Here is an 18,527-nt window from a genome sequence, read left to right as displayed (position 1 = left end):
GGGCTGATCAGGGCGGCCCGGCATGCGCCGCCGCCCGATACCCCATGAGTTCGGAGACTTCGGCCGCGGATGCCGCCACGGCAGGCGCCAGTTCGCGCATGCGCGAGGCGGTCAGGCGTTCCAGCGGGCCGGAAATCCCCAATGCCGCCACCGGCTGGCCCAGGCTGTTGAAGATCGCCACGGCCACGCCGCCCACGGTGGCGCGCCATTCGCCGCGGTTGGCGGCGTAGCCCTGGCGCCGTATCTTGCGTATTTCTTCTTCCAGCGCCGCCATGGAAACGATGGTCCTCGGCGTGTGCGGCTGCAGCGCATCGGCGTAGCGCGCGATATAGCCTTCCGGCTGGTGGGCCAGCAACACCTTGCCCGTGGCCACCGCGTACGCGGGTGCGCGTCCGCCGACATACGAATAGGCGCGCACCGGCTGGGCACTGTCGATCTTGTCGATGTACACGACCTCCATGCCGTCCAGCAGCGACAAATGCACGGTTTCCGCCGACTGTTCCGCCAGGCGGCGCATGGCCGGCTGCGCCAGCTTGCGTACGTCCATGCGCGCCAGCTGCCGTGCGCCCAGCTCGAACAGCCGCACGGTGGCGCGGTATTCCCCGCTGTCGTCGTCCTTCGCGATATAGCCCGCATGCACCAGGGTTTGCAGCGTGCGATGCGTATTGCTGCGCGTCAGTCCCACCCGTGCGGCCAGTTCCTCGATCGTGCGGGGCCGGTGGTCGACCTCGGTCACGGCCTCCAGCACCATCAGGCCCTTCAGTAGCGTTTTATCCATAAGTCCGGATTCGTGATTTTCCGATTCGCCGGAAGTCAAGCGGCCGCCAGGCCTGGAACCGCCGGGCCGTGCCCGTAACGGAAACGCGCCTAGTGCTTCCCTACCCCGAGGTTGCCATAATGATCGTCATAAGCCCATTGAGCAACAATCCCAACGTGTCGCTGGACCTGCGGCCTCCACAGGCGGATGTCCTTGTGGCACGAAGTGCCCTGGACGAGGCGGTCGCGGCGATCGAACAGGCCGGCGCGCCCGGCGAACCCGTCGCCGTCTCCAGCGGCATCAAGCTGGATCCGCGCCTGGCCAGGATACTGGACAGCTACGTGCAAGGCGCCGAAGTGGGCGAAGACCGCGCCACCGCCCGCCTGCGCATCGAAGCGGCCATCGCGCAAGGCGGCAATGCCAAGCTGTCCTTGAAGGGCCTGGGCCTGCTCCGGATTCCGCCCGTCATTCCGAACGTCTTCAGCCTGGATCTCTCGGACAACCGCTTGTCCGAAGTCACCCAGCTACCCTGCGGCATCCAGTTCCTGGTGCTGGCGGGCAACCGGATCAAGCTCCTGCGAACGCCGCTGCCGGCGCGGCTGGTCGTGCTGGACGTCTCCCGAAACAACCTGACGTCCCTGCCGGAGCCGTTGCCTGAACGCCTGGTGCGCCTGGACGTCCAGGACAATGGGCTGAGCCAATTGCCGCGCAAGCCGCCGCGCGAACTGCGCATCGTGAACGCCGGCCAGAACCGGCACGACCTGGCGCAGGAGGTCACTCGTGTCCTTCTCACGGCCGCGTCGCAGCGTGTATACGACGTGGTAACCGGCGGCCCCGGGCTGATGGCCGCCCACGCCAGGAAGAAACTGGACGAACGCACGTGCGCCGCCAACCTCGACGCCTACGCGGCCAGGATTCCTCCCGTCCGTGTCCGTGGCTGATCGGCGAAGGACCAGACACCGCGCCCCCCGCAAGGATGGGCATGGCACGTGCTGAAGCGCGCCGATGCCGCCGGGCGGGCCTTGCCTGGCGGCGCACCCTGGCGCAATAGGCGGAAACTTTCCCATGATCGAAGCCATCTGGTACGTGCTGGTCGGCGCCCTGCTGATCGCCATGGCGCTGGCGCGCAATGTGATCGCGCGCCTGCCCGTCACGGGCTCCATGATTTACCTGGCCGTGGGCTTCGCCATCGGCCCCGCGGGCGCCGGCCTGCTCGATATCGACATCTATCGGGACACGCATACCGTACGGATCATTACCGAGGCCGGCTTGATCGTCGCGCTATTCGCGATCGGCCTGCATCTACGCGCGCCGCTGGGCCATCCCTTATGGTCGCCTCCATTCCGGCTGGCACTGCCGGCGATGATCATCACCATCGCGGTGATGACGGCTGCTGCTTACTACGGCTTGCAACTGCCGCTGGGACCGGCCCTGGTCCTGGGCGCCGCGCTGGCACCGACCGATCCCGTGCTGGCCAGCGAGCTGCGGCCGCGCGAGGCCGGCGACGACGATCCGTTGCGCTTTTCCCTGTCCGGCGAAGGGGGCGCCAACGACGGCGCCGCCTATCCTTTCGCCCTGTTGGGCGTCATGCTGTGCGGAACGCCGGCCGCTGCGCTGGATCCGGCGTGGAAGCTTGCCGGCGAACTGGCATGGGGCATCGTCGCCGCGACGATCATCGGCTGGGCGATGGGAACATTCACCCAGACCCTGGTGGCCCGGTTGCGGATCCGCTATGCCAAGGCGCTGGGCTTCGAAGGCTTCCTCGCCCTGGGACTGATGACCGCCTGCTATGGACTGACTCTGCTGGTGCACGGCTACGGCTTCCTGGCGGTCTTCTGTGCCGGCGTGGCCCTGCGCCGGCGCGAAATGCGGGCCACCGGCGACGAAAGGCCACGCGAAGCCCTGCACGATGTCCCGCGCGGCGAAGGCCGCGAAGCGGCCCAGGACCCTCAACTGGCGCACGCCTACCTTGCCGAATCCATGATGGCGTTTTCCGTGGAAATGGAACGTATCGTCGAACTGGCGCTGATGCTGCTGATAGGCAGTGTGATCTCCGCGCACTGGCGCGAACTGATCGGCTGGGCGCCACTGACCATGATCGCGCTGCTCTTCTTCGTTGCCCGGCCGGTGGCCGTCCAGGCGGCCATGGCCGGCACGGGCGCGCCCTGGCGCGAGCGCCTGGTGGCGTCCTGGCTGGGATTCCGCGGCGTGGGCACGTTCTTCTACCTGCTGTTCGCGCTGGAGCACGCCGCGGGCCAGGTCAAGCCGCTAGTGCCTATCCTGTTGAGCGTCATCACGGTATCGGTCTTCGTGCACGGCATTTCCGCCTTGCCGGTACTGACGTGGTACTACCGGGAAAGACCGGTCGAGGAATAAGCCGCGCCCGCGACCGCCCCGCGGGATGGAGCTTGCCTGAGGCCTAGTCCGAACCCAGTTGCAGCGAGTTCGGCTGGCGCTTCTCGATATTCCACTTCAGCAGCGCGGCGCTGCGGTAGATGCCGTGCGCGAACTTGCTGTAGGGCAGCGTCAGGAACAAGGCCATCACGGCGCCCAGGTGGATGGCCAGCAGCAGGCCCATCGCGCCGGTATCGCGCCACGCCAGCAACCCCAGCCCGGTCAGCGAGATCAGGAACAGCAGCACGATGAAACCGCGATCCATCGGGCGCTGCGCCACGTCCCCCTGCTCCGGATGCCGGCGCAGGTTCAGCCACAGCAGGCCGGCCGGCCCGATCAGCAACCCGATGCCGCCCGCGGTACCCAGCAGGACCGGCGCGCTGAAGAAAGGATACGGCGCGTGATAGTCCAGCAGAAAGTGATACAGCGTCCCCACGCAGGTGGCGGCGAAGCACAGCATGAAGCCGTAGAACGTGAAGTGGTGAAAGCGGCGGCGCGCCAGCGTGAAGGCGTCGTCGTTTTCATTGCACCCCTTGCCGTGGCCGCCGTCCAGATAGCGCAGGCGCAAGGCGTCGTGCGCGGCTTCGGCCACGGCCGGCCCGCTGGCCTTGCCCGGCGACACATTGCGCCAGAAGCGCGTCACGCCGATGCCCAGCGCCAGGATGGCGAACAGGAAGACGACGCCGAACATCAGTGCGAGCGTGTTGTGCGGGAAGATGGCGTAGAAGTTGCCGGCCAGCGGAGCGTGGATCAACGACCCGGCGGATAGGATCGTCAGCGCCAGGAACAAGGCCAGCATCGCCGCGGTCGCCAGCGACAGCGTTAGGCCGTTGCGCTTGTACAGCGACCCCAGGGCGGCGGGCCACGCGTAATCGGTGTAGGTCTGCACCCGCACCTTGGCCATGGCCTGCGGTACGTTGACGCCGAACTCGTGCGGCGGCGCGTACTGGCAGGCGTACAGACAGGCGCCGCAGTTGTGGCACAGGTTGGCCAGGTAGTTGACGTCTGCCTTGCCGAACTCCAGGCGGCGCGTCATCGCGGGGAAGACGGCGCAGAAGCCTTCGCAGTAGCGGCAGGCGTTGCAGATCTGCATGACGCGCGCGACTTCCTCTTCGTCTTCGGTGGTCGGCGCCTGGGCGCCGGCGCGCACGAACTTGACGGGCGTTTCCTTCATGGCGCTGTGCCCCTCGGCCGTGCGGGCCGGGGTGACCGAAGCGTCGGGCGTAACGATATGCATGGCGCTCGCCTGTTTGACGAGGGCTTCAAGCTGTTTCAAGGGCGGCTCCCATGGATGATTTCTTTCCCGCGGCCAGCGCGGCCTGCGTACCCGCGATGCGGCCGAATGCCGTGCCGATCGACATGCCGACACCGGCGGTATAACCCTTGCCGAGCACGTTGCCGGCCATCATTTCTCCCGCGACGAACAGGTTGTCGCTGGGCATGCCATTGAAGTGCACGGCGGCTTCGTCGTTCACCTTCAGGCCCAGGTAGGTAAACGTGATACCGGGCCGTAGTGGATAGCCGAAGAACGGCGCGCGGTCGATGGGACGGGCCCAATGGGTCTTGGCAGGCGCGATGCCCTCGGTGTGGCAATCGTCCAGCGTGGTGTGGTCGAACGTACCGACGCGGCAGGCTTCGTTGTATTCGCGCATGGTCTGCATGAAGCGAGCTTCGTCCAGGCCCAGCTTGCGCGCCAGCTCTTCCAGCGTATCGGCCTGCGTGCCAGGAAATACCGGCGGCATGAAGCGGCCGACGGCCTTGGCATCGATGATCGAATAAGCGATCTGGTCAGGCTGGCCCGCCACCAGGCGGCCCCAGATCGCATAGCGCTTCGGCCAGAAATCCTCGCCTTCGTCATAGAAGCGCTGGGCGTCGCGGTTGACGACCACGCCCAGCGACACGCAATCGATGCGCGTGCAGATGCCGCCGTCATACTCCGGCGCGCGCGCGTCGATGGCCACGCAGTGCGACTGCGACGGATCGCCGATGATGTCCGCGCCCGCGTCCATCATGAACTTCAGCAGCACGCCCTTGTTGAACCGCGTGCCGCGGATCAGGAAGTTGTCCGCCGGCCATTCGCCGCGCTCGTTCTGGCCCCAGGCCTCGCGCAGCCACTCGCGGTTGGATTCGAAGCCGCCGGCCGCCAGCACGCAGGCCTTGGCCTCGATGCGTTCCTGGCCGACGAAGGCCGCGACGAAGCGGCCGTCGCGCAGTTCCAGGCGTTCGACGGGCGCGTCGTAGCGCACCTGTACGCCCAGCGATTCGGCGCTGCGGTAGTAGGCATTGACCAGGGCCTTGCCGCCGCCCATGAAGAAGGCATTGGTGCGCGCCACATGCAGCGCGCCGGACAGCGGGGGCTGAAAATTCACCCCGTGCTTGCGCATCCAGGGCCGACAGGTCGACGAGGCACGGATCGTGAGTCGCGCCAGGTGCTCGTTGGTGATCCCGCCCGTGACCTTCAGCAGGTCCTGCCAGAACTCTTCTTCCGGGTATGCCTCGACCAGCACGTCCTGCGGCGCATCGTGCATGCAGCGCAGGTTGCGGGTGTGCTGCGAATTGCCGCCGCGCCATTCCTTGGGCGCGGACTCCAGCATCAGGACGCTGGCACCGGCCTCCCTGGCCATGAGCGCAGCGCAAAGCGCGGCGTTGCCGCCGCCGATAACCAATACATCCCACATGGCTCTCTAGCCCTCCTTGGACAGCTGCGGACTGTAGACCAGAAGCCATCCTCCCGTAAGGGCTTTTATTTCAATAGGTGTTCACGAATGCTGAAGGGTCGCCCCCGGCCATCCGCCTTCCTGGACCAGCTCGCGCACGACATCGGCCAGCACCACCCGCGCCGCCAGCCCTGCCGGCGAAAGTTCGTCTTCAGGCAAACTGACGAGCAGGTTCTTGCGATGCAGGTCCGGACCGGTCAGCCAGATCCTCCCGAGCGTCGGGTCGGCGGCCAGGGCGGCGCCGGGCTGGATCGTGGCAACGTGTCCCACGCGCACCATCGCCATCAGGGTGGCCAGGCCGTCGACTTCGGCCACGATATTGGGCTCCGCCCCCAGGCGGGCGTAGGCGGCGTCCACCAGGTTGCGCAAGCCGTGCGCGGCGCTGGGCAGCACCAGGGGCACGCCGGCCAGCTCGCGCAGGGTGGCGGTCTCCGTACCGGGCCAATTCGGCGTGGTGGGCTGGCCGATCAGCACCAGTTGTTCGTCCAGCAGCGGCAGCACGGTCCAGCGCTGGGCAGCGTCGGTATTGAAGACGATGGCCAGGTCCACCTGCCTGGCATTGAGCATCGCGGCCAGGTGGCCGGACAGGCTTTCCGCCATGCGCAGCCGCACATCCGGGTAGCGCTGCTGCATGGCATGGATGAAGCGGGGGGCCAGCACGGTGGCCGTGGTGGAAGCCAGGCCGACGCTGACCTGGCCCGTCAAGCGGGCTTCGCGTGCCGCCATGGCCGCCGCATCCGCATGGCGGATCGCCAACTGGGCCTGGCGCAGAAACGCGCGGCCCGCATCGGTGGGCACGACGCCGGTGGATGTGCGCTGCAACAATCGCGTGGCCAGCTCGCTTTCCAGCCGGCTGATCTGCTGGCTGAGCGCGGACGTCACGACACCCAGTTCCGCGGCCGCGCGGCCCATGCTGCCCAGTTCGACGATGCGCGCGAAGGCGCGCAGTTGCCGCAGTTCCATTGAAGTAGGAAGAGAAACCTGCAAACACGCATTGTGGCACGCCGCGAAGGCGGCTTCATGCCGGGGTCCGGGCTGGGAATTACCCGTAGAGGACCACGTTCGGGCCAAATCCGGCCCATCGGCCCCGTAGAATTGCCGCGTTTTCCCTTCCAGACCGTCCGCCACGAGCGCAGCGGCGTTCCTGCGCGGCATGGCGAGCGCCATTGCCGAAGGGCGCGCGGTCAAAACCTTTTCGACGAGGACAGCCCATATGCTGAGGAAAATTACGTTGTTCGCGGGAAGCGTGTTATTGGCCGCCACGGCGCAGGCCCAGACCAAATGGGACTTGCCCAGCGCCTACCCGCCCAGCAACTTCCATGTCGAAAACCTGAACCAGTTCGTCAAGGACGTCGGCACCCTGTCCAACGGCAAGCTGGCGATCACGGTCCACAACAACGCATCGCTGTACAAGGCGCCGGAAATCAAGCGCGCCGTGCAAGGCAACCAGGCGCAGATCGGCGAAATCCTGCTGACCAACTTCGCCAACGAAGCGCCCGTGTACGCGCTGGACGGCCTGCCCTTCCTGGCCACCGGCTACGACGCGTCATTCAAGCTGTACCAGGCGCAGAAGCCCTTCCTGGAGAAGAAGCTTGCGTCGCAGGGCATGATGCTGCTCTACGCCGTGGCCTGGCCGCCGCAGGGCATCTTCGCCAATAAGGACATCAAGACGGTCGCCGACATGAAGGGCCTGAAATGGCGTGCCTACAGCCCGGTCACGGCGCGCATCGCCGAACTGGTCGGCGCCCAGCCCGTCACGGTGCAGCAGGCCGAACTGGCCCAGGCCATGGCCACCGGCGTGATCGACTCCTATATGTCGTCGGCCTCTACCGGCTACGACACCAAGACCTATGAATACATCAAGAAGTTCTACGATACCCAGGCTTGGCTGCCGAAGAACGCGATCATCGTGAACAAGCGCGCCTTCGACGCCCTGGATCCGGCAACGCAGCAGGCGCTGAAAAAGGCGGCCGCCCAGGCCGAGGAACGCGGCTGGAAGCTCTCCCAGGAAAAGAACACCTGGTACCAGCAGGAACTGACCAGGAACGGCATGGCCATCGTCACGCCCACTCCGGCGCTGACGCAGGGACTGCAGAAGGTCGGAGAACAGATGATCGCCGAATGGGTGAAGAGCGCGGGCGCCGACGGCCAGGCGATGATCGACGCCTATAGGAAGTAGAAGCCGCCATGCGACGTTTCCTGGATGGCCTCTACGGGCTGGGCGCCGTGCTGGGCGCGCTGTGCACGGTGGGCGTACTGCTCGCCGTGCTGGCCGGCATCATGGCGCGCGAAATGGGATGGAATATCCCGGGCACCGACGCCTATGCCGGCTATTTCATGGCCGCGGCCGGTTTCCTGGCCCTGGCCAGCACTTTCAAGCATGGCGAGCATATCCGCGTCACGCTGATCCTGAATTCGCTGTCGCCGGCGCGCAGCCGCCGGCTGGATATCTTCGCGCTGGCGGTGGGCGCCATCCTGGCGGCCGCCTTTGCCTGGTACAGCGTCAAGCTGGCGCACGATTCCTGGGACTTCAACGACGTGTCGACGTCCAACGACGCCACGCCGTTGTGGATACCGCAGGTCAGCATGGCGTTCGGCGCCGTCCTTTTCTGCATTGCGCTGGTGGACGAACTGCTCCGTCGCCTCCGCGGCCACGCCGCACCCTCTTCGCAGCAAGTCCATGAATGATCTCGCGGTAATTACCCTGCTGGTTATATCCATCTTCCTGCTGCTGGGCTGCGGCGTCTGGGTCGGCCTGACGCTGACCGGCACGGCCTGGATCGCCATGGAAATTTTCTCCAGCCGGCCGGCCGGCGACGCCATGGCGGTGACGGTGTGGGGCGCGGCGTCCAGCTGGACGCTGACCGCCCTGCCCTTGTTCCTGTGGATGGGAGAAATCCTGTTCCGCACACGTTTGTCCGAAGACCTGTTCAAGGGGCTGGCCCCATGGCTTGAAAGACTGCCCGGACGGCTGCTGCATACCAACGTCATCGGCTGCGCGATCTTCGCGGCGGTGTCCGGCTCGTCGGCGGCGACCTGCGCCACGGTCGGCAAGATGACCATCCCGGAACTGAAGCGGCGCGGCTACCCGGAGAAACAGGTACTGGGCACCCTTTCAGGCGCCGGCACGCTGGGCCTGCTGATTCCGCCGTCGATCATCATGATTGTCTACGGCGTCGCCGCGGACGTGTCGATCGCCCACCTGTTCATCGCCGGCATCATCCCGGGCATCCTGCTGGCCGGGCTGTTCATGGGGTATATCGCCTGGTGGGCCTTGCGCAACCCCGATGCGGTGCCCGCGCCGGACCGCACCATGCGCCTGTCGGAAAAGCTGCACGAATCACGCCATCTGATCCCTGTCGTGCTGCTCATCGCCGCCGTGCTGGGCTCCATCTATACCGGCGTGGCCACCGCCACGGAGGCCGCGGCTGTCGGCGTGGTCGGCGCGCTTATCCTGTCGGCCCTGCAGGGGTCGCTGAACCGCGCCACCTTCATCGATTCGCTGATGGGCGCGACACGGCTTTACTGCATGATCGCGCTGATCCTCGCCGGCGCGCAGTTCCTGACGCTGGCCATGGGGTATATCGGCCTGCCCCGCCAGCTCGCGGAATGGATAGGCAGCCTGGGCCTGACGCAGTTCTGGCTGATCATGGCGTTGATGCTGTTCTTCATCGTCCTGGGCTGCTTCCTGGACGGCATCTCCATCGTCGTGCTGACGATGGGGGTGCTGCTGCCCACCGTGCAGGCCGCGCACATCGACCTGATCTGGTTCGGCATCTTCATCGTGTTTGTCGTGGAGATGGCGCAGATCACGCCGCCCGTGGGCTTCAACCTGTTCGTGTTATCCGGCATGACGGGCCGCGAACTACCGTATATCGCGCGCGCGTCCATCCCGATGTTCCTGCTGATGATCGTGGCCGTGCTGATCCTGTATGTGGCGCCGGGCATCGCCACCTGGTTGCCGCAGCACATGCGAATGTGACGCGCGGACGCCGCGGCGACCCGCGGCGTCAGCCCGCCTGGTTATTGTCGGGCGGCTGCATGTAGCCGGTCAGCGCGACCACGACCTGGCGCCGGTGCGGCCGCGTGCGGTGCTCCCACAGGTAGATTCCCTGCCACGTCCCCAAGTCCAGGCTGGCGTGGTTGAAGGGAATGGCCAGGCTGGCGCCGGTCAGGGCGGCGCGGACATGGGCGGGCATGTCGTCGGGCCCCTCCGCGTCATGCAGGAAAAGCGGATCGCCGTCCGGCACCAGCCGCGCGAAGTAGCGCTCCAGGTCGTCCCGCACCTGCGGGTCGGCGTTCTCGGTGATCAGCAGGGAACAACTGGTGTGGCGGGTGAAAACATGCGCCAGGCCATATTCCAGGCCGCTGCGCGATACCAGCGTCCGGACGGCGTCGGTCAGCTCGAAAAAGCCCCGCCCCGTCGTGGCGACTTCCAGTTCGTCGCGCAGCATGGCGTTCAGGGGCATGGGACGGGCCTGGGGTTTTGGCATGGTTAGTCCGCGAAAGTTGTGTCCGACACCGGCGTCGGGTGTAAAAGTGTAGCCCCGCCCTGTCGATTTCTTGCGCGCCCGTTCGTCGTCAGGCAGGCCCACTCCATGCAGCGGTCCGGCCGCCGCGTCCACCTGAAAGGAACCTTACCATGCCCAAACCGACGTCCCATCCGATTCCGCCCGGCATGCACGCGCTGACGCCGCACCTGATCTGCGCCAACGCGCTCGGCGCCATCGATTTCTATGAGAAAGCCTTCGGCGCGAAGCTGGAAAACAAATTGATGTCGCCCGACGGCAAGATGCTGATGCACGCCATGCTCCGCATCGGCGACTCGGCGCTGATGCTGGCCGACGAATGCCCGCAATGGGGGTCGCAAGGGCCCCAGGACGGCGCGCCGAAGTCCATGGTGATCCATCTGTATGTCACGGATGTCGACGCCACGGTGCAACGCGCGTTGGCGGCCGGCGCGAAACCCGTCATGCCGGTAACCGACATGTTCTGGGGCGACCGCTATGGGCAGATCGACGACCCATACGGCCACCGCTGGTCGATCGCCACGCACAAGTACGACGTGGCGCCGGAAGAAATGAAGCAAGCGATGGCGAAAATGCCGCCGGGGCGCTGACGGCCCCGGACGGACCGGCGCTCAGCGCGCCAGCGCGAGGAAACCCGGCACGGCCAGCAGCCCCGCCAGGCGCGCGAAGGCGATCATGCCGCCGTCGATGCGGTCGGTGGGCATCAGCAGGTTCAGCGTGCCCAGGCACACGTCATGGGCCACCACGGGCACGTTGATCACCGACTTCAACCCCAGCGCCAGGATGGCGGCGTGGTCGTCGAACGATGCGCGGATCGCCTCGACGCCTTCGCCGACATAGACGCGCCGGTCCAGCAGGACATGCTGGCCCCAGCGCGTGCCGGCCTTCTCCTTGGAGCCCCCTGGCGGATAGGCCACGGGATCGGAGCTATACAGGCGCACCACGGCGATCCGCTGCGCATCGAAGCGGTTGACGGTGCACAGCGTTTGCCGCAGCACCGGCTTCGTATAGGCATCGATGGCCGCGAACAAGGCGATCGGATCCGTGCCGGCGCACGCCGCCGCGATGGCGTCTATGCCTTGCAGCACGGCCTGCTGCAGCGGAACGCCGTTGATGGAGAAGGCAGTATCGGTCATGAAGACGGACCTTATTCGTCGGCCTTGATGCCCAGTTCGCGCACCAGCTTCCCGTACTTGTCGGCGTCGCGTGCCAGGGTCTTCTGGAATTCGGCCGGCGTGGTCTGCATCACCTGCACGCCGATATCGCCCATCTGCTTCTGGACTTCCGGCAGCGCCAGGATGCGGTTGATTTCCGTGTTCAGCTTCTGAACGACGGCCGGGTCCATGCCGGCCGGGCCGAAGGCGCCGTACCACACGGCCAGCTCGTAGCCAGGCACGGTTTCGGCCACGGTGGGCACATCGGGCAGCAGCGGCGAGCGCTTGTCTTCCGTCACGGCCAGCAGGCGCAGCTTGCCGGTCTTGACGTGCGGCAGCGTCTGCGTGCCGGCGCTGAACAGCAGCTGGGTACGGCCCGCCACGGTATCCAGCACGGCAGGCGCGCCGCCACGGTACGGTACGTGCACCATCTGCACGCCGGTGGCCTTCTGGAACAGCGCGGCGCTCAGGTGGTTGGTCGAGCCGGCGCCGGCGGAGGCATAGGCGACCATGCCGGGATGCGCCTTGGCGTAGGCAATGAATTCCGCCACATTCTTGGCGGGCACTTCAGGGTTGATCACCATCGTGTTGGTGACCAGCGCCAGTTCGGCGATGGGGCTGAAGTCCTTGACGCCGTCGAACGGCATCGTGGCGTACAGCGCCTGGTTCATGGTGTGCGTGCTCATCGAGCCGATCAGCAGCGTGTACCCGTCCGGCTTGGCGCGCGCCACAAAGGCCGAGCCGATGTTGCCCGACGCACCGGAGCGGTTTTCCACGACCACGGATTGGCCGAAGGACTGGCTCATGTGCTGCGCCACCAGGCGGGCCAGGATGTCGGTGGAACCGCCCGCGGCCCACGGCACGATCATGGTGATCGTTTTTTCCGGATAGGCGGCCAGGGACAGGCCCGGCAGGACCGCCAGCGCCACGGCGGCGGCGCGCAAGAAACGTTGTATCGATTTCATCTGAAAATCCCCACAGTTGAGAGTCGCGCGCGATACGGCTGTCGCGCGCTGGGTGAACAAACGGCCGCGGCCCGCATGCCACGGCCCTGAGAAACGTTGGCGTGCTAGCGGCCCACGGCGTATCCCTGCATGCCGCGCGGATTGGCGCCCGCGCGCAACAGCCGCCCGCCGCCGGCTTCCGGCTCGCGGGTACAGGCGCTGATGCGGCCTTCCGACCAGTCCGCGCCCGCCTTGACCTCGTGTCCCGCGGCGCGCAAGGCCTCCAGCGTCGCGATCGGGAAGCGCGATTCGGCGGTGATCCGGTTCAGGGTGGTCGTGCGCGGCCAGAAGGATCCCGGGAAGTGATCGATGTGCCAGGACGGATATTCGATGGCTTCCTGCAGGTTCATGCCGTGCAGCGCATGGCGCAGGAAGAACGAGACGGCCCATTGGTCCTGCTGGTCGCCGCCCGGCGTACCGAACGCCATGTACGGTTCCCCGTCGCGCAGGGCCATGCCGGGCGACAGCGTGGTGCAGGGCCGCATGCCCGGACGCAGCGTGCCGGGCAGGTCTTCTTCCAGCCAGGTCATCTGCAGCCGCGTCGTCACGGAAAAGCCCAGTTCCGGCACGGCGGGGCTGGACGATAGCCAGCCGCCCGACGGCGTGGCGGCCACCATATTGCCGTCGCTGTCGATGACGTCGATATGGCAGGTATCGCCCACGAAGACTTCCCGCTCCAGCCACTCTTGCACCGGCGGCAATTGCGCGAAGGTGGGTTCGCCCACGCCGAAGCGCGTGTCCGATTGGGCCAGGGTGCGCACCGCCGCTTCCAGGTCCGGCAACCGGAAGTCGCGGCCGCCAGGGCGCCCTGGGCGCAGCTCCGTGGAAGCCCGATCGCCGATCAGCGCGGCGCGCTCGCGCGCATAGCCGTCGCACAGCAGTGCCTCCAGCGGCACATCCACCGCATCGGGATCGCCATACCAGGCCAGCTTGTCGGCAAAGGCCAGCTTGGCGGCCTCGGCCACCTTGTGCACGAATTCGGGTGAGTCGGGTGCCGTGTTTTCGATGCCCAGATGCTTCAGGACGGCCAGCTGCTGCAGGAAAACGGGGCCCTGCGACCACGGCCCGCACTTGGCCACGGTATAGCGGCCCAGCTGCGTGGTGACGGGTGCCTCGTAGCGCGCCTGCCAGGCGGCCATGTCGTCCAGCCGCAACAGCCCGGTATTGCGCTCGCCGGTCGTATCGCGGATGGCCTGCGTACGATAGAACTGGTCGATGGCGCGGGCCACGAAGCCGCGGTACCAGATGTCGATGGCGGCGTCGATGCGCGCGCGACGGTCGCCCTTGGTGCTGGCCTCGTTCAGAATGCGGGTATAGGTGTCGGCGATGGCGGGCGTGCGGAACAGGCGTTCCGGATGCGGCACCTTGCCATCCGGCATCCACACCGCGGCGGAGGAGGACCACTCGTCGCGGAACAGCGCCTGCACGGCGTAGATGGCCTGCACGATGCGCGGCACCAGCGGAAAGCCGTTCCGGGCATATTCGATGGCGGGACGCAGCACGTCCGCCAGTTCCCAGGTGCCGTGGTCGCGCAGCAACGTCAGCCACGCGCCGAAGGCGCCCGGCACGGTCGCCGGCAGCAGGCCGATCCCGGGCACCAGGTCCAGGCCCAGCTGCTTGAAATAGGCCGGCGTGGCCAGGGCGGGCGCGCTACCCTGCCCGCACAGCGCCTGGATACGGCGGTCCTTTTCGTCCCAGAACAGGATGGGGACTTCACCGCCGGGGCCGTTCAGATGCGGTTCGACGACCTGCAGGACGAAGCCGCCTGCCGCAGCCGCGTCGAAGGCGTTGCCGCCCCGCTCCAGCACGCTCATCGCCACTTGCGACGCCAGCCAGTGCGTCGACGAAACGACGCCGAACGAGCCGCGAATTTCCGGCCGGGTAGTGAAAGAGGTCGCCATGGAAGTCGTCCGGGCAAAGTCACCCATAGGGGCAAAGGCTGCCAGTATAAGAACGAAGAGATAACGAAATTGATGTTTTTTATAATGGAGCAATAAACATTCAGTTATAGGTCCTTCATGCTTCCTTCTTCCGCCCGTCTTGTGTCGCGCCTGAAGATGCGCCACCTTGCGCTTATCCTCAACATCGCCGAGCGCGAATCCCTGACCCGCGTGGCGGAGGCCATGGGCATCAGCCAGCCGGCCGCCACGAAGGCCTTGGCGGAGGTCGAAAGCATATTCGGCGGCCCGCTATTCACCCGTACACCGCGCGGGCTGCGCCTGACGCCCCTGGGCGAACTTGCGGTCGTGCGCGCGCGGCACATGCTGCAGGACGTCGATAGCTGGGCCCTGGAGATGGAGGCTCAGCGCGGCGGCCACGCGGCCCACCTCAATGTGGGCGCCGTGCCGTTCATTTCGGCGCGCGTGCTTGTCCCGACCATCGAACGGCTGCACCAGCGCCACCGCATTACCGTCACCCTGGAACGCGCCACCACCGACCAGTTGCTGCAATCGCTGCGTGGCCATGCGCTGGACTGCGTCATCGGTCGTGCGTCGGTCATGATCAATATGCAGGAGCTGCACCACGAACTCCTGTATGCACAAAGGCCCGCGCTTATCGCGAATCCCCGTCTGGCCCGGCGCATGGCACGCCGCAAACCCGACTGGCGGGAGTTGGCCGACATGAACTGGATCCTGCCCCGGCCGGCCACACCGATCGGCAGCATGGTCAGCGAATTATTCACGCGTGCGGGCGCGAGGCCGCCCTCTCCCATGATCGAAACCTATTCCATGGACGTCATCACCGCGCTGATGAACAACGACGATAGCCTGCTATCGATTGTGCCCGAGGACATCGCGGCAGACCTGAGCCGCATCGGTTCTGTGACGGTGGTGCCGTGGACCTTCGACTGGGCGCTGCCGCCGATCAGCCTGATCCGCAGGAAACGCGAAGTACCCATGGAGGCCGAGGAACGATTCACGGAAATCCTGCGCGAGGTGTGCCGCGAGATAGACGACGGCATGTAGAAAACCAGGGCGCTCGCCGATAGATTGGAATTGCAAGCCGGCTTTGAATATACTGCGCGCGGCACGCCAGTCCAGCAGCGAAGACTCACGTATGGGCACGACGGACCATATCCCAAGCACACCTCCCGTATGACATACTCGACTTCAGCGCATGATTGCGCGGCCAACGGCACACGCCCAACGCTTCCGCTCGTTTTCGCGGTACTGCTTGTGGCGGTTTGTCTGGCCATCATCGGCGTCGGCATTTTCGTGCCGCTCTATGGCGACGAGACGGCGACCAAGCTGATGCGTGGGATGTTTATTGCCAACGGGTGGAAATTCAACACGCTCCTTCCGCAATGCCGGCCGGAGTTCCTGCGCGAAGTGCCTCGTCTGCTGCTGCCGGGCGCGCTGGCCTACGATTTTGCCTATTCACACGCCAGCCCTCTGGGCATCCGTATCGGCGGGATGGTCGTCGATGTAGGCATAATGGGTTTTCTTGGCATCGCCGTGAAGTCCTGGGCGGACTCGAAACAGTCGCGCTTGCCGTGGATTGCGGCGGTCATCTGCGTCGCGGGGCTGGGCGTGCTCCCGTTGACGCTGGTGATGGCGCGCGGCGAGCAGATGCTGTTGTTGCTGTTGCTGATATTCATCTGCGCCCCGCACCTCATCTCGCGTTATGTTCCGCGTCTGAATGTGGGTTGGATTTTGGCGTGTGCCATCGCATTCTGCGTGCTGCAGAGCATTTTCTTTTACACGCATCCCAAGTCGCTATTTTTCTTCCCGGTCCTGTTCCTGTCGGCATGGCTGGCTTTTTGGCCGATTAATCGTGTTGCCTGCGCATGCGTACTTGTCATCACCTTGTTGACTCTCCGCGCCGCGCTGCACTTTGCCTTTGCACTGACCGATTGTCCGGGCGCGCCGATCTTTGCGACGTTCATGCAGTCCCAGACGACCCCGCCTTCATTGATATGGTCGCACCCACTGGAGTTCGTCGCCCAGGTATGGAACAACGTTCGCAACGCGCCTGATGCCATGCTGGTGCATATGAAGTTCGCCGACGTGTATCAGTCGGGCTGGCTGACGGCGTCGCAAGGCGTTGCCGCATCCCGGCTAACGCGTTGGGTGAACGGGGGCATCGAATCGATCGTATACGCTGTGTACTTGTGCGCGGCCATACTGCCGCCCGCTACGTTGGTGTGCAGCCTCGTGCGGCGACAGCGCGCAAATATTGCAGCGTGGATCTTGATGGCACTGTGGGTCAGCATCGCGGCCCACGTGGCGATGTACCGGGTCTGGAATTTCTATTCCGCCGGCCTGGTACTTCCGCTCATGATGATCTCCGCGACATTGAGCGCCATCGAGCTTTCGTCGATGGGCGTGTTGAAGGCGTCAACCCGTACACTTTTTATATGGCTGTCGCCCTTGTATTTGCTGTTCTTCGCCAGTGCCGCCGTGTTGCTGTTCAAGGTAATGCCGTCGACGATACATGCCTCCCGCTCTCCCGGCATCGATATGCAGGGGCAGTTGTTTTCGGTACCTGTTTTCAATTACGGATCGCGACGTGCCGAGATACGTTCGTTCGCATCGCAATGTGGCGTAAAAGGCGACGCCGCGAAGCGTCTCGTTATCGATAACTTGACATTGTTTGCATTTGACGGCCTGCGTGAACCGTTGCAGTCCGACTACGTTACCGAAAAGGCTTTCGGCGTCGATTACCGCGGCGAAGCGCAGCTGGCCTTGCTTCGGCGCGCCAGAGCCAAAGCCATTATTGCTCGATGCACACTGTTATCCGATACCGTGCGGGCTGCGGCTGTCGAGAAAGACGGACTCTGCTGCCTGGACTTGAACCGACCGCAGTAGCGGGCGCCCCACCTGTGCGGCGAAGCCGTCCGGGATGCCGGTGGGGCTTTGACACACTTTGGAAGAGTCGTAAGCAACCGCAAACGCATCACTACCCCTCATCGCGGGCCGCATCGTTGAACCCCTATGGGCGACGAGCCCGCCGGCCCCCTTGTCCCGAAGCTGACAGTACGATTCATCACTAAATATAGGGGACGGCACAAGTTCCGGCCGCGGCCAGTGCGTATGCTGAGCAGCGCTTACACCAGGCGGCGCATACCCGCGGGCCGCGCCCCCGGGGCGCAAGCCTTTCAAGTCGCATTCCTCCAGGAGAACAGAATGAAACTGCGCATCACCGTGCTGGCCGCCTCGCTGCTGTTCAGCGCCGCGGCCCTGGCGCAAACTCAGGCCGTGACGGCCACCGGCGCGGCCGCGCCCGCCCAGGCCAACGCGCGCGTCGAGCAGCACATCAAAGAGCTGCACGCCCAGTTGAAGATCACATCCGCCGAAGAACAGCAATGGGCCATCGTCGCGCAGACCATGCGCGATAACGCCACGCAGATCGACCAGCTGATCGCCAAGCGCGAAAGCCACGACACGATGAGCGCCTTGGACGATCTGGATTCCTACGCCCAGATCACGCAAGCGAACTCCGACGGCGTGAAAAAGCTGGCCGCGGTCTTCGCCCCGCTGTACAACGCCATGCCGGAGGACCAGAAGCGCATCGCCGACAAGGTCTTCGCCGAATCCCATGAGCGCCACGCCGCGCACAAGCGCAAGGCCGCTCCCGCTCCCAGCCAGGGCTGAACGCCGCCCGAAGGATCCGCCACATGAAACGAGCCATTCTGGCCGCCCTGGCCGGCGTTGCCGCCACGGCCGCCGTCCCGGCGGCCCATGCCCAAGTGAGCATCAACCTCGGCATCGGCACGCCGATCTATACCGCGCCGCCGCCCGTCGTGGTCGCGCCGCGCCCCGTGTATGTCGCCCCGCCGCCCGTGGTCTACCGCGGACATGACGAGTGGGGCCGCGGACGGCGCCCGGTAGTGGTCGTGCATCATGACGATCATCACGATCATCATGATCATCATGATTACCATGATGACCACGGCCACCACGACGACCATCACCACTAGAGACGCAAGGTCCCCGGCGACGGCGGTGCAAGACCCGCCCGTCGCCAGGCGA

The 18,527-nt window shown here is 65.6% G+C and carries 18 protein-coding genes; 10 read left to right on the top strand and 8 right to left on the bottom strand.

All coding sequences use genetic code 11. From position 1 onward, the window contains the following. Window positions 1-7 precede the first annotated feature (7 nt). Window positions 8-778, bottom strand: a complete 771-nt coding sequence (locus tag AKI39_RS11470) for an IclR family transcriptional regulator (RefSeq protein ID WP_066635847.1) — start codon at window positions 776-778, stop codon at window positions 8-10. A gap of 119 nt (window positions 779-897) precedes the next feature. Here AKI39_RS11470 and AKI39_RS11465 point away from each other — a divergent pair, with 119 nt between their 5' ends. Then, entirely contained in the window at window positions 898-1,698 is an 801-nt protein-coding gene (locus AKI39_RS11465) for a hypothetical protein (RefSeq protein ID WP_066635846.1), read from the top strand. A gap of 124 nt (window positions 1,699-1,822) precedes the next feature. Further along, complete coding sequence (locus AKI39_RS11460; RefSeq protein ID WP_066635843.1) at window positions 1,823-3,133, top strand: cation:proton antiporter; 1,311 nt, start codon at window positions 1,823-1,825, stop codon at window positions 3,131-3,133. A 43-nt stretch (window positions 3,134-3,176) separates the two neighbouring features. Here the strand turns inward: AKI39_RS11460 and tcuB are convergent, their stop codons facing one another. The 3 genes from tcuB to AKI39_RS11445 form a co-directional block, all read right to left on the bottom strand. Continuing rightward, complete coding sequence (tcuB, locus tag AKI39_RS11455) at window positions 3,177-4,427, bottom strand: tricarballylate utilization 4Fe-4S protein TcuB (protein WP_066635840.1); 1,251 nt, start codon at window positions 4,425-4,427, stop codon at window positions 3,177-3,179. Next, window positions 4,414-5,829 carry an FAD-dependent tricarballylate dehydrogenase TcuA gene (tcuA, locus tag AKI39_RS11450; RefSeq protein ID WP_066635836.1) on the bottom strand — a complete coding sequence of 472 codons (1,416 nt, stop codon included), beginning with the start codon at window positions 5,827-5,829 and terminating at the stop codon, window positions 4,414-4,416. The genes tcuB and tcuA overlap by 14 nt, the downstream gene beginning before the upstream one ends. Window positions 5,830-5,910: 81 nt before the next feature. Beyond that, window positions 5,911-6,831, bottom strand: coding sequence for a LysR family transcriptional regulator (locus tag AKI39_RS11445; protein WP_066635833.1), 921 nt, complete (start codon window positions 6,829-6,831; stop codon window positions 5,911-5,913). Window positions 6,832-7,081: 250 nt separating this feature from the next. Between AKI39_RS11445 and AKI39_RS11440 the strand changes: the two genes are divergently transcribed. From AKI39_RS11440 to AKI39_RS11430, 3 genes are read left to right on the top strand one after another with little or no spacing between them, the layout of a single operon-like run. Next, on the top strand, window positions 7,082-8,047 hold the full coding sequence (locus AKI39_RS11440; RefSeq protein ID WP_066635830.1) for a TRAP transporter substrate-binding protein: 966 nt from the start codon (window positions 7,082-7,084) through the stop codon (window positions 8,045-8,047). Window positions 8,048-8,055: 8 nt separating this feature from the next. After that, a complete protein-coding gene (locus AKI39_RS11435) occupies window positions 8,056-8,556 on the top strand; it encodes a TRAP transporter small permease (protein WP_066635827.1) in 501 nt (166 codons plus the stop codon). Beyond that, window positions 8,549-9,850, top strand: coding sequence for a TRAP transporter large permease (locus AKI39_RS11430; RefSeq protein WP_066635821.1), 1,302 nt, complete (start codon window positions 8,549-8,551; stop codon window positions 9,848-9,850). The genes AKI39_RS11435 and AKI39_RS11430 overlap by 8 nt, the downstream gene beginning before the upstream one ends. Before the next feature lie 28 nt (window positions 9,851-9,878). On the opposite strand, the gene AKI39_RS11425 is transcribed toward AKI39_RS11430, so the two are convergent. Next, the gene (locus AKI39_RS11425; RefSeq protein ID WP_235610792.1) at window positions 9,879-10,361 is read right to left on the bottom strand and encodes a secondary thiamine-phosphate synthase enzyme YjbQ; all 483 of its coding nucleotides are present in this window, start codon (window positions 10,359-10,361) and stop codon (window positions 9,879-9,881) included. A gap of 149 nt (window positions 10,362-10,510) precedes the next feature. On the opposite strand from AKI39_RS11425, the gene AKI39_RS11420 reads away from it, so the two are divergent. Next, on the top strand, window positions 10,511-10,987 hold the full coding sequence (locus AKI39_RS11420) for a VOC family protein (protein ID WP_066635819.1): 477 nt from the start codon (window positions 10,511-10,513) through the stop codon (window positions 10,985-10,987). 21 nt (window positions 10,988-11,008) lie between these two features. Here the strand turns inward: AKI39_RS11420 and AKI39_RS11415 are convergent, their stop codons facing one another. The 3 genes from AKI39_RS11415 to AKI39_RS11405 all read right to left on the bottom strand — a co-directional run bounded on the left by AKI39_RS11415 (window position 11,009) and on the right by AKI39_RS11405 (window position 14,456). Further along, a complete protein-coding gene (locus tag AKI39_RS11415) occupies window positions 11,009-11,533 on the bottom strand; it encodes a GAF domain-containing protein (RefSeq protein ID WP_066635817.1) in 525 nt (174 codons plus the stop codon). 11 nt (window positions 11,534-11,544) lie between these two features. Next, the gene (locus AKI39_RS11410; protein ID WP_066635815.1) at window positions 11,545-12,516 is read right to left on the bottom strand and encodes a Bug family tripartite tricarboxylate transporter substrate binding protein; all 972 of its coding nucleotides are present in this window, start codon (window positions 12,514-12,516) and stop codon (window positions 11,545-11,547) included. Window positions 12,517-12,620: 104 nt separating this feature from the next. Then, window positions 12,621-14,456, bottom strand: coding sequence for a gamma-glutamyltransferase family protein (locus tag AKI39_RS11405; RefSeq protein ID WP_066635812.1), 1,836 nt, complete (start codon window positions 14,454-14,456; stop codon window positions 12,621-12,623). A 117-nt stretch (window positions 14,457-14,573) separates the two neighbouring features. Here AKI39_RS11405 and AKI39_RS11400 point away from each other — a divergent pair, with 117 nt between their 5' ends. The 4 genes from AKI39_RS11400 to AKI39_RS11385 all read left to right on the top strand — a co-directional run bounded on the left by AKI39_RS11400 (window position 14,574) and on the right by AKI39_RS11385 (window position 18,475). Then, the gene (locus AKI39_RS11400; RefSeq protein ID WP_066635809.1) at window positions 14,574-15,521 is read left to right on the top strand and encodes a LysR substrate-binding domain-containing protein; all 948 of its coding nucleotides are present in this window, start codon (window positions 14,574-14,576) and stop codon (window positions 15,519-15,521) included. A 129-nt stretch (window positions 15,522-15,650) separates the two neighbouring features. Continuing rightward, on the top strand, window positions 15,651-17,363 hold the full coding sequence (locus tag AKI39_RS11395; protein ID WP_145925247.1) for a hypothetical protein: 1,713 nt from the start codon (window positions 15,651-15,653) through the stop codon (window positions 17,361-17,363). A 318-nt stretch (window positions 17,364-17,681) separates the two neighbouring features. Then, on the top strand, window positions 17,682-18,149 hold the full coding sequence (locus tag AKI39_RS11390) for a Spy/CpxP family protein refolding chaperone (RefSeq protein ID WP_066635798.1): 468 nt from the start codon (window positions 17,682-17,684) through the stop codon (window positions 18,147-18,149). A 23-nt stretch (window positions 18,150-18,172) separates the two neighbouring features. After that, complete coding sequence (locus AKI39_RS11385) at window positions 18,173-18,475, top strand: hypothetical protein (protein WP_066635791.1); 303 nt, start codon at window positions 18,173-18,175, stop codon at window positions 18,473-18,475. The last annotated feature ends 52 nt before the right edge of the window (window positions 18,476-18,527 follow it).

This window comes from Bordetella sp. H567 (assembly GCF_001704295.1).
GTDB lineage: Bacteria > Pseudomonadota > Gammaproteobacteria > Burkholderiales > Burkholderiaceae_B > Bordetella_C.
Note: the sequence above shows the minus strand (reverse complement) of the source record. Positions and strands in the feature narration are given on the sequence as shown.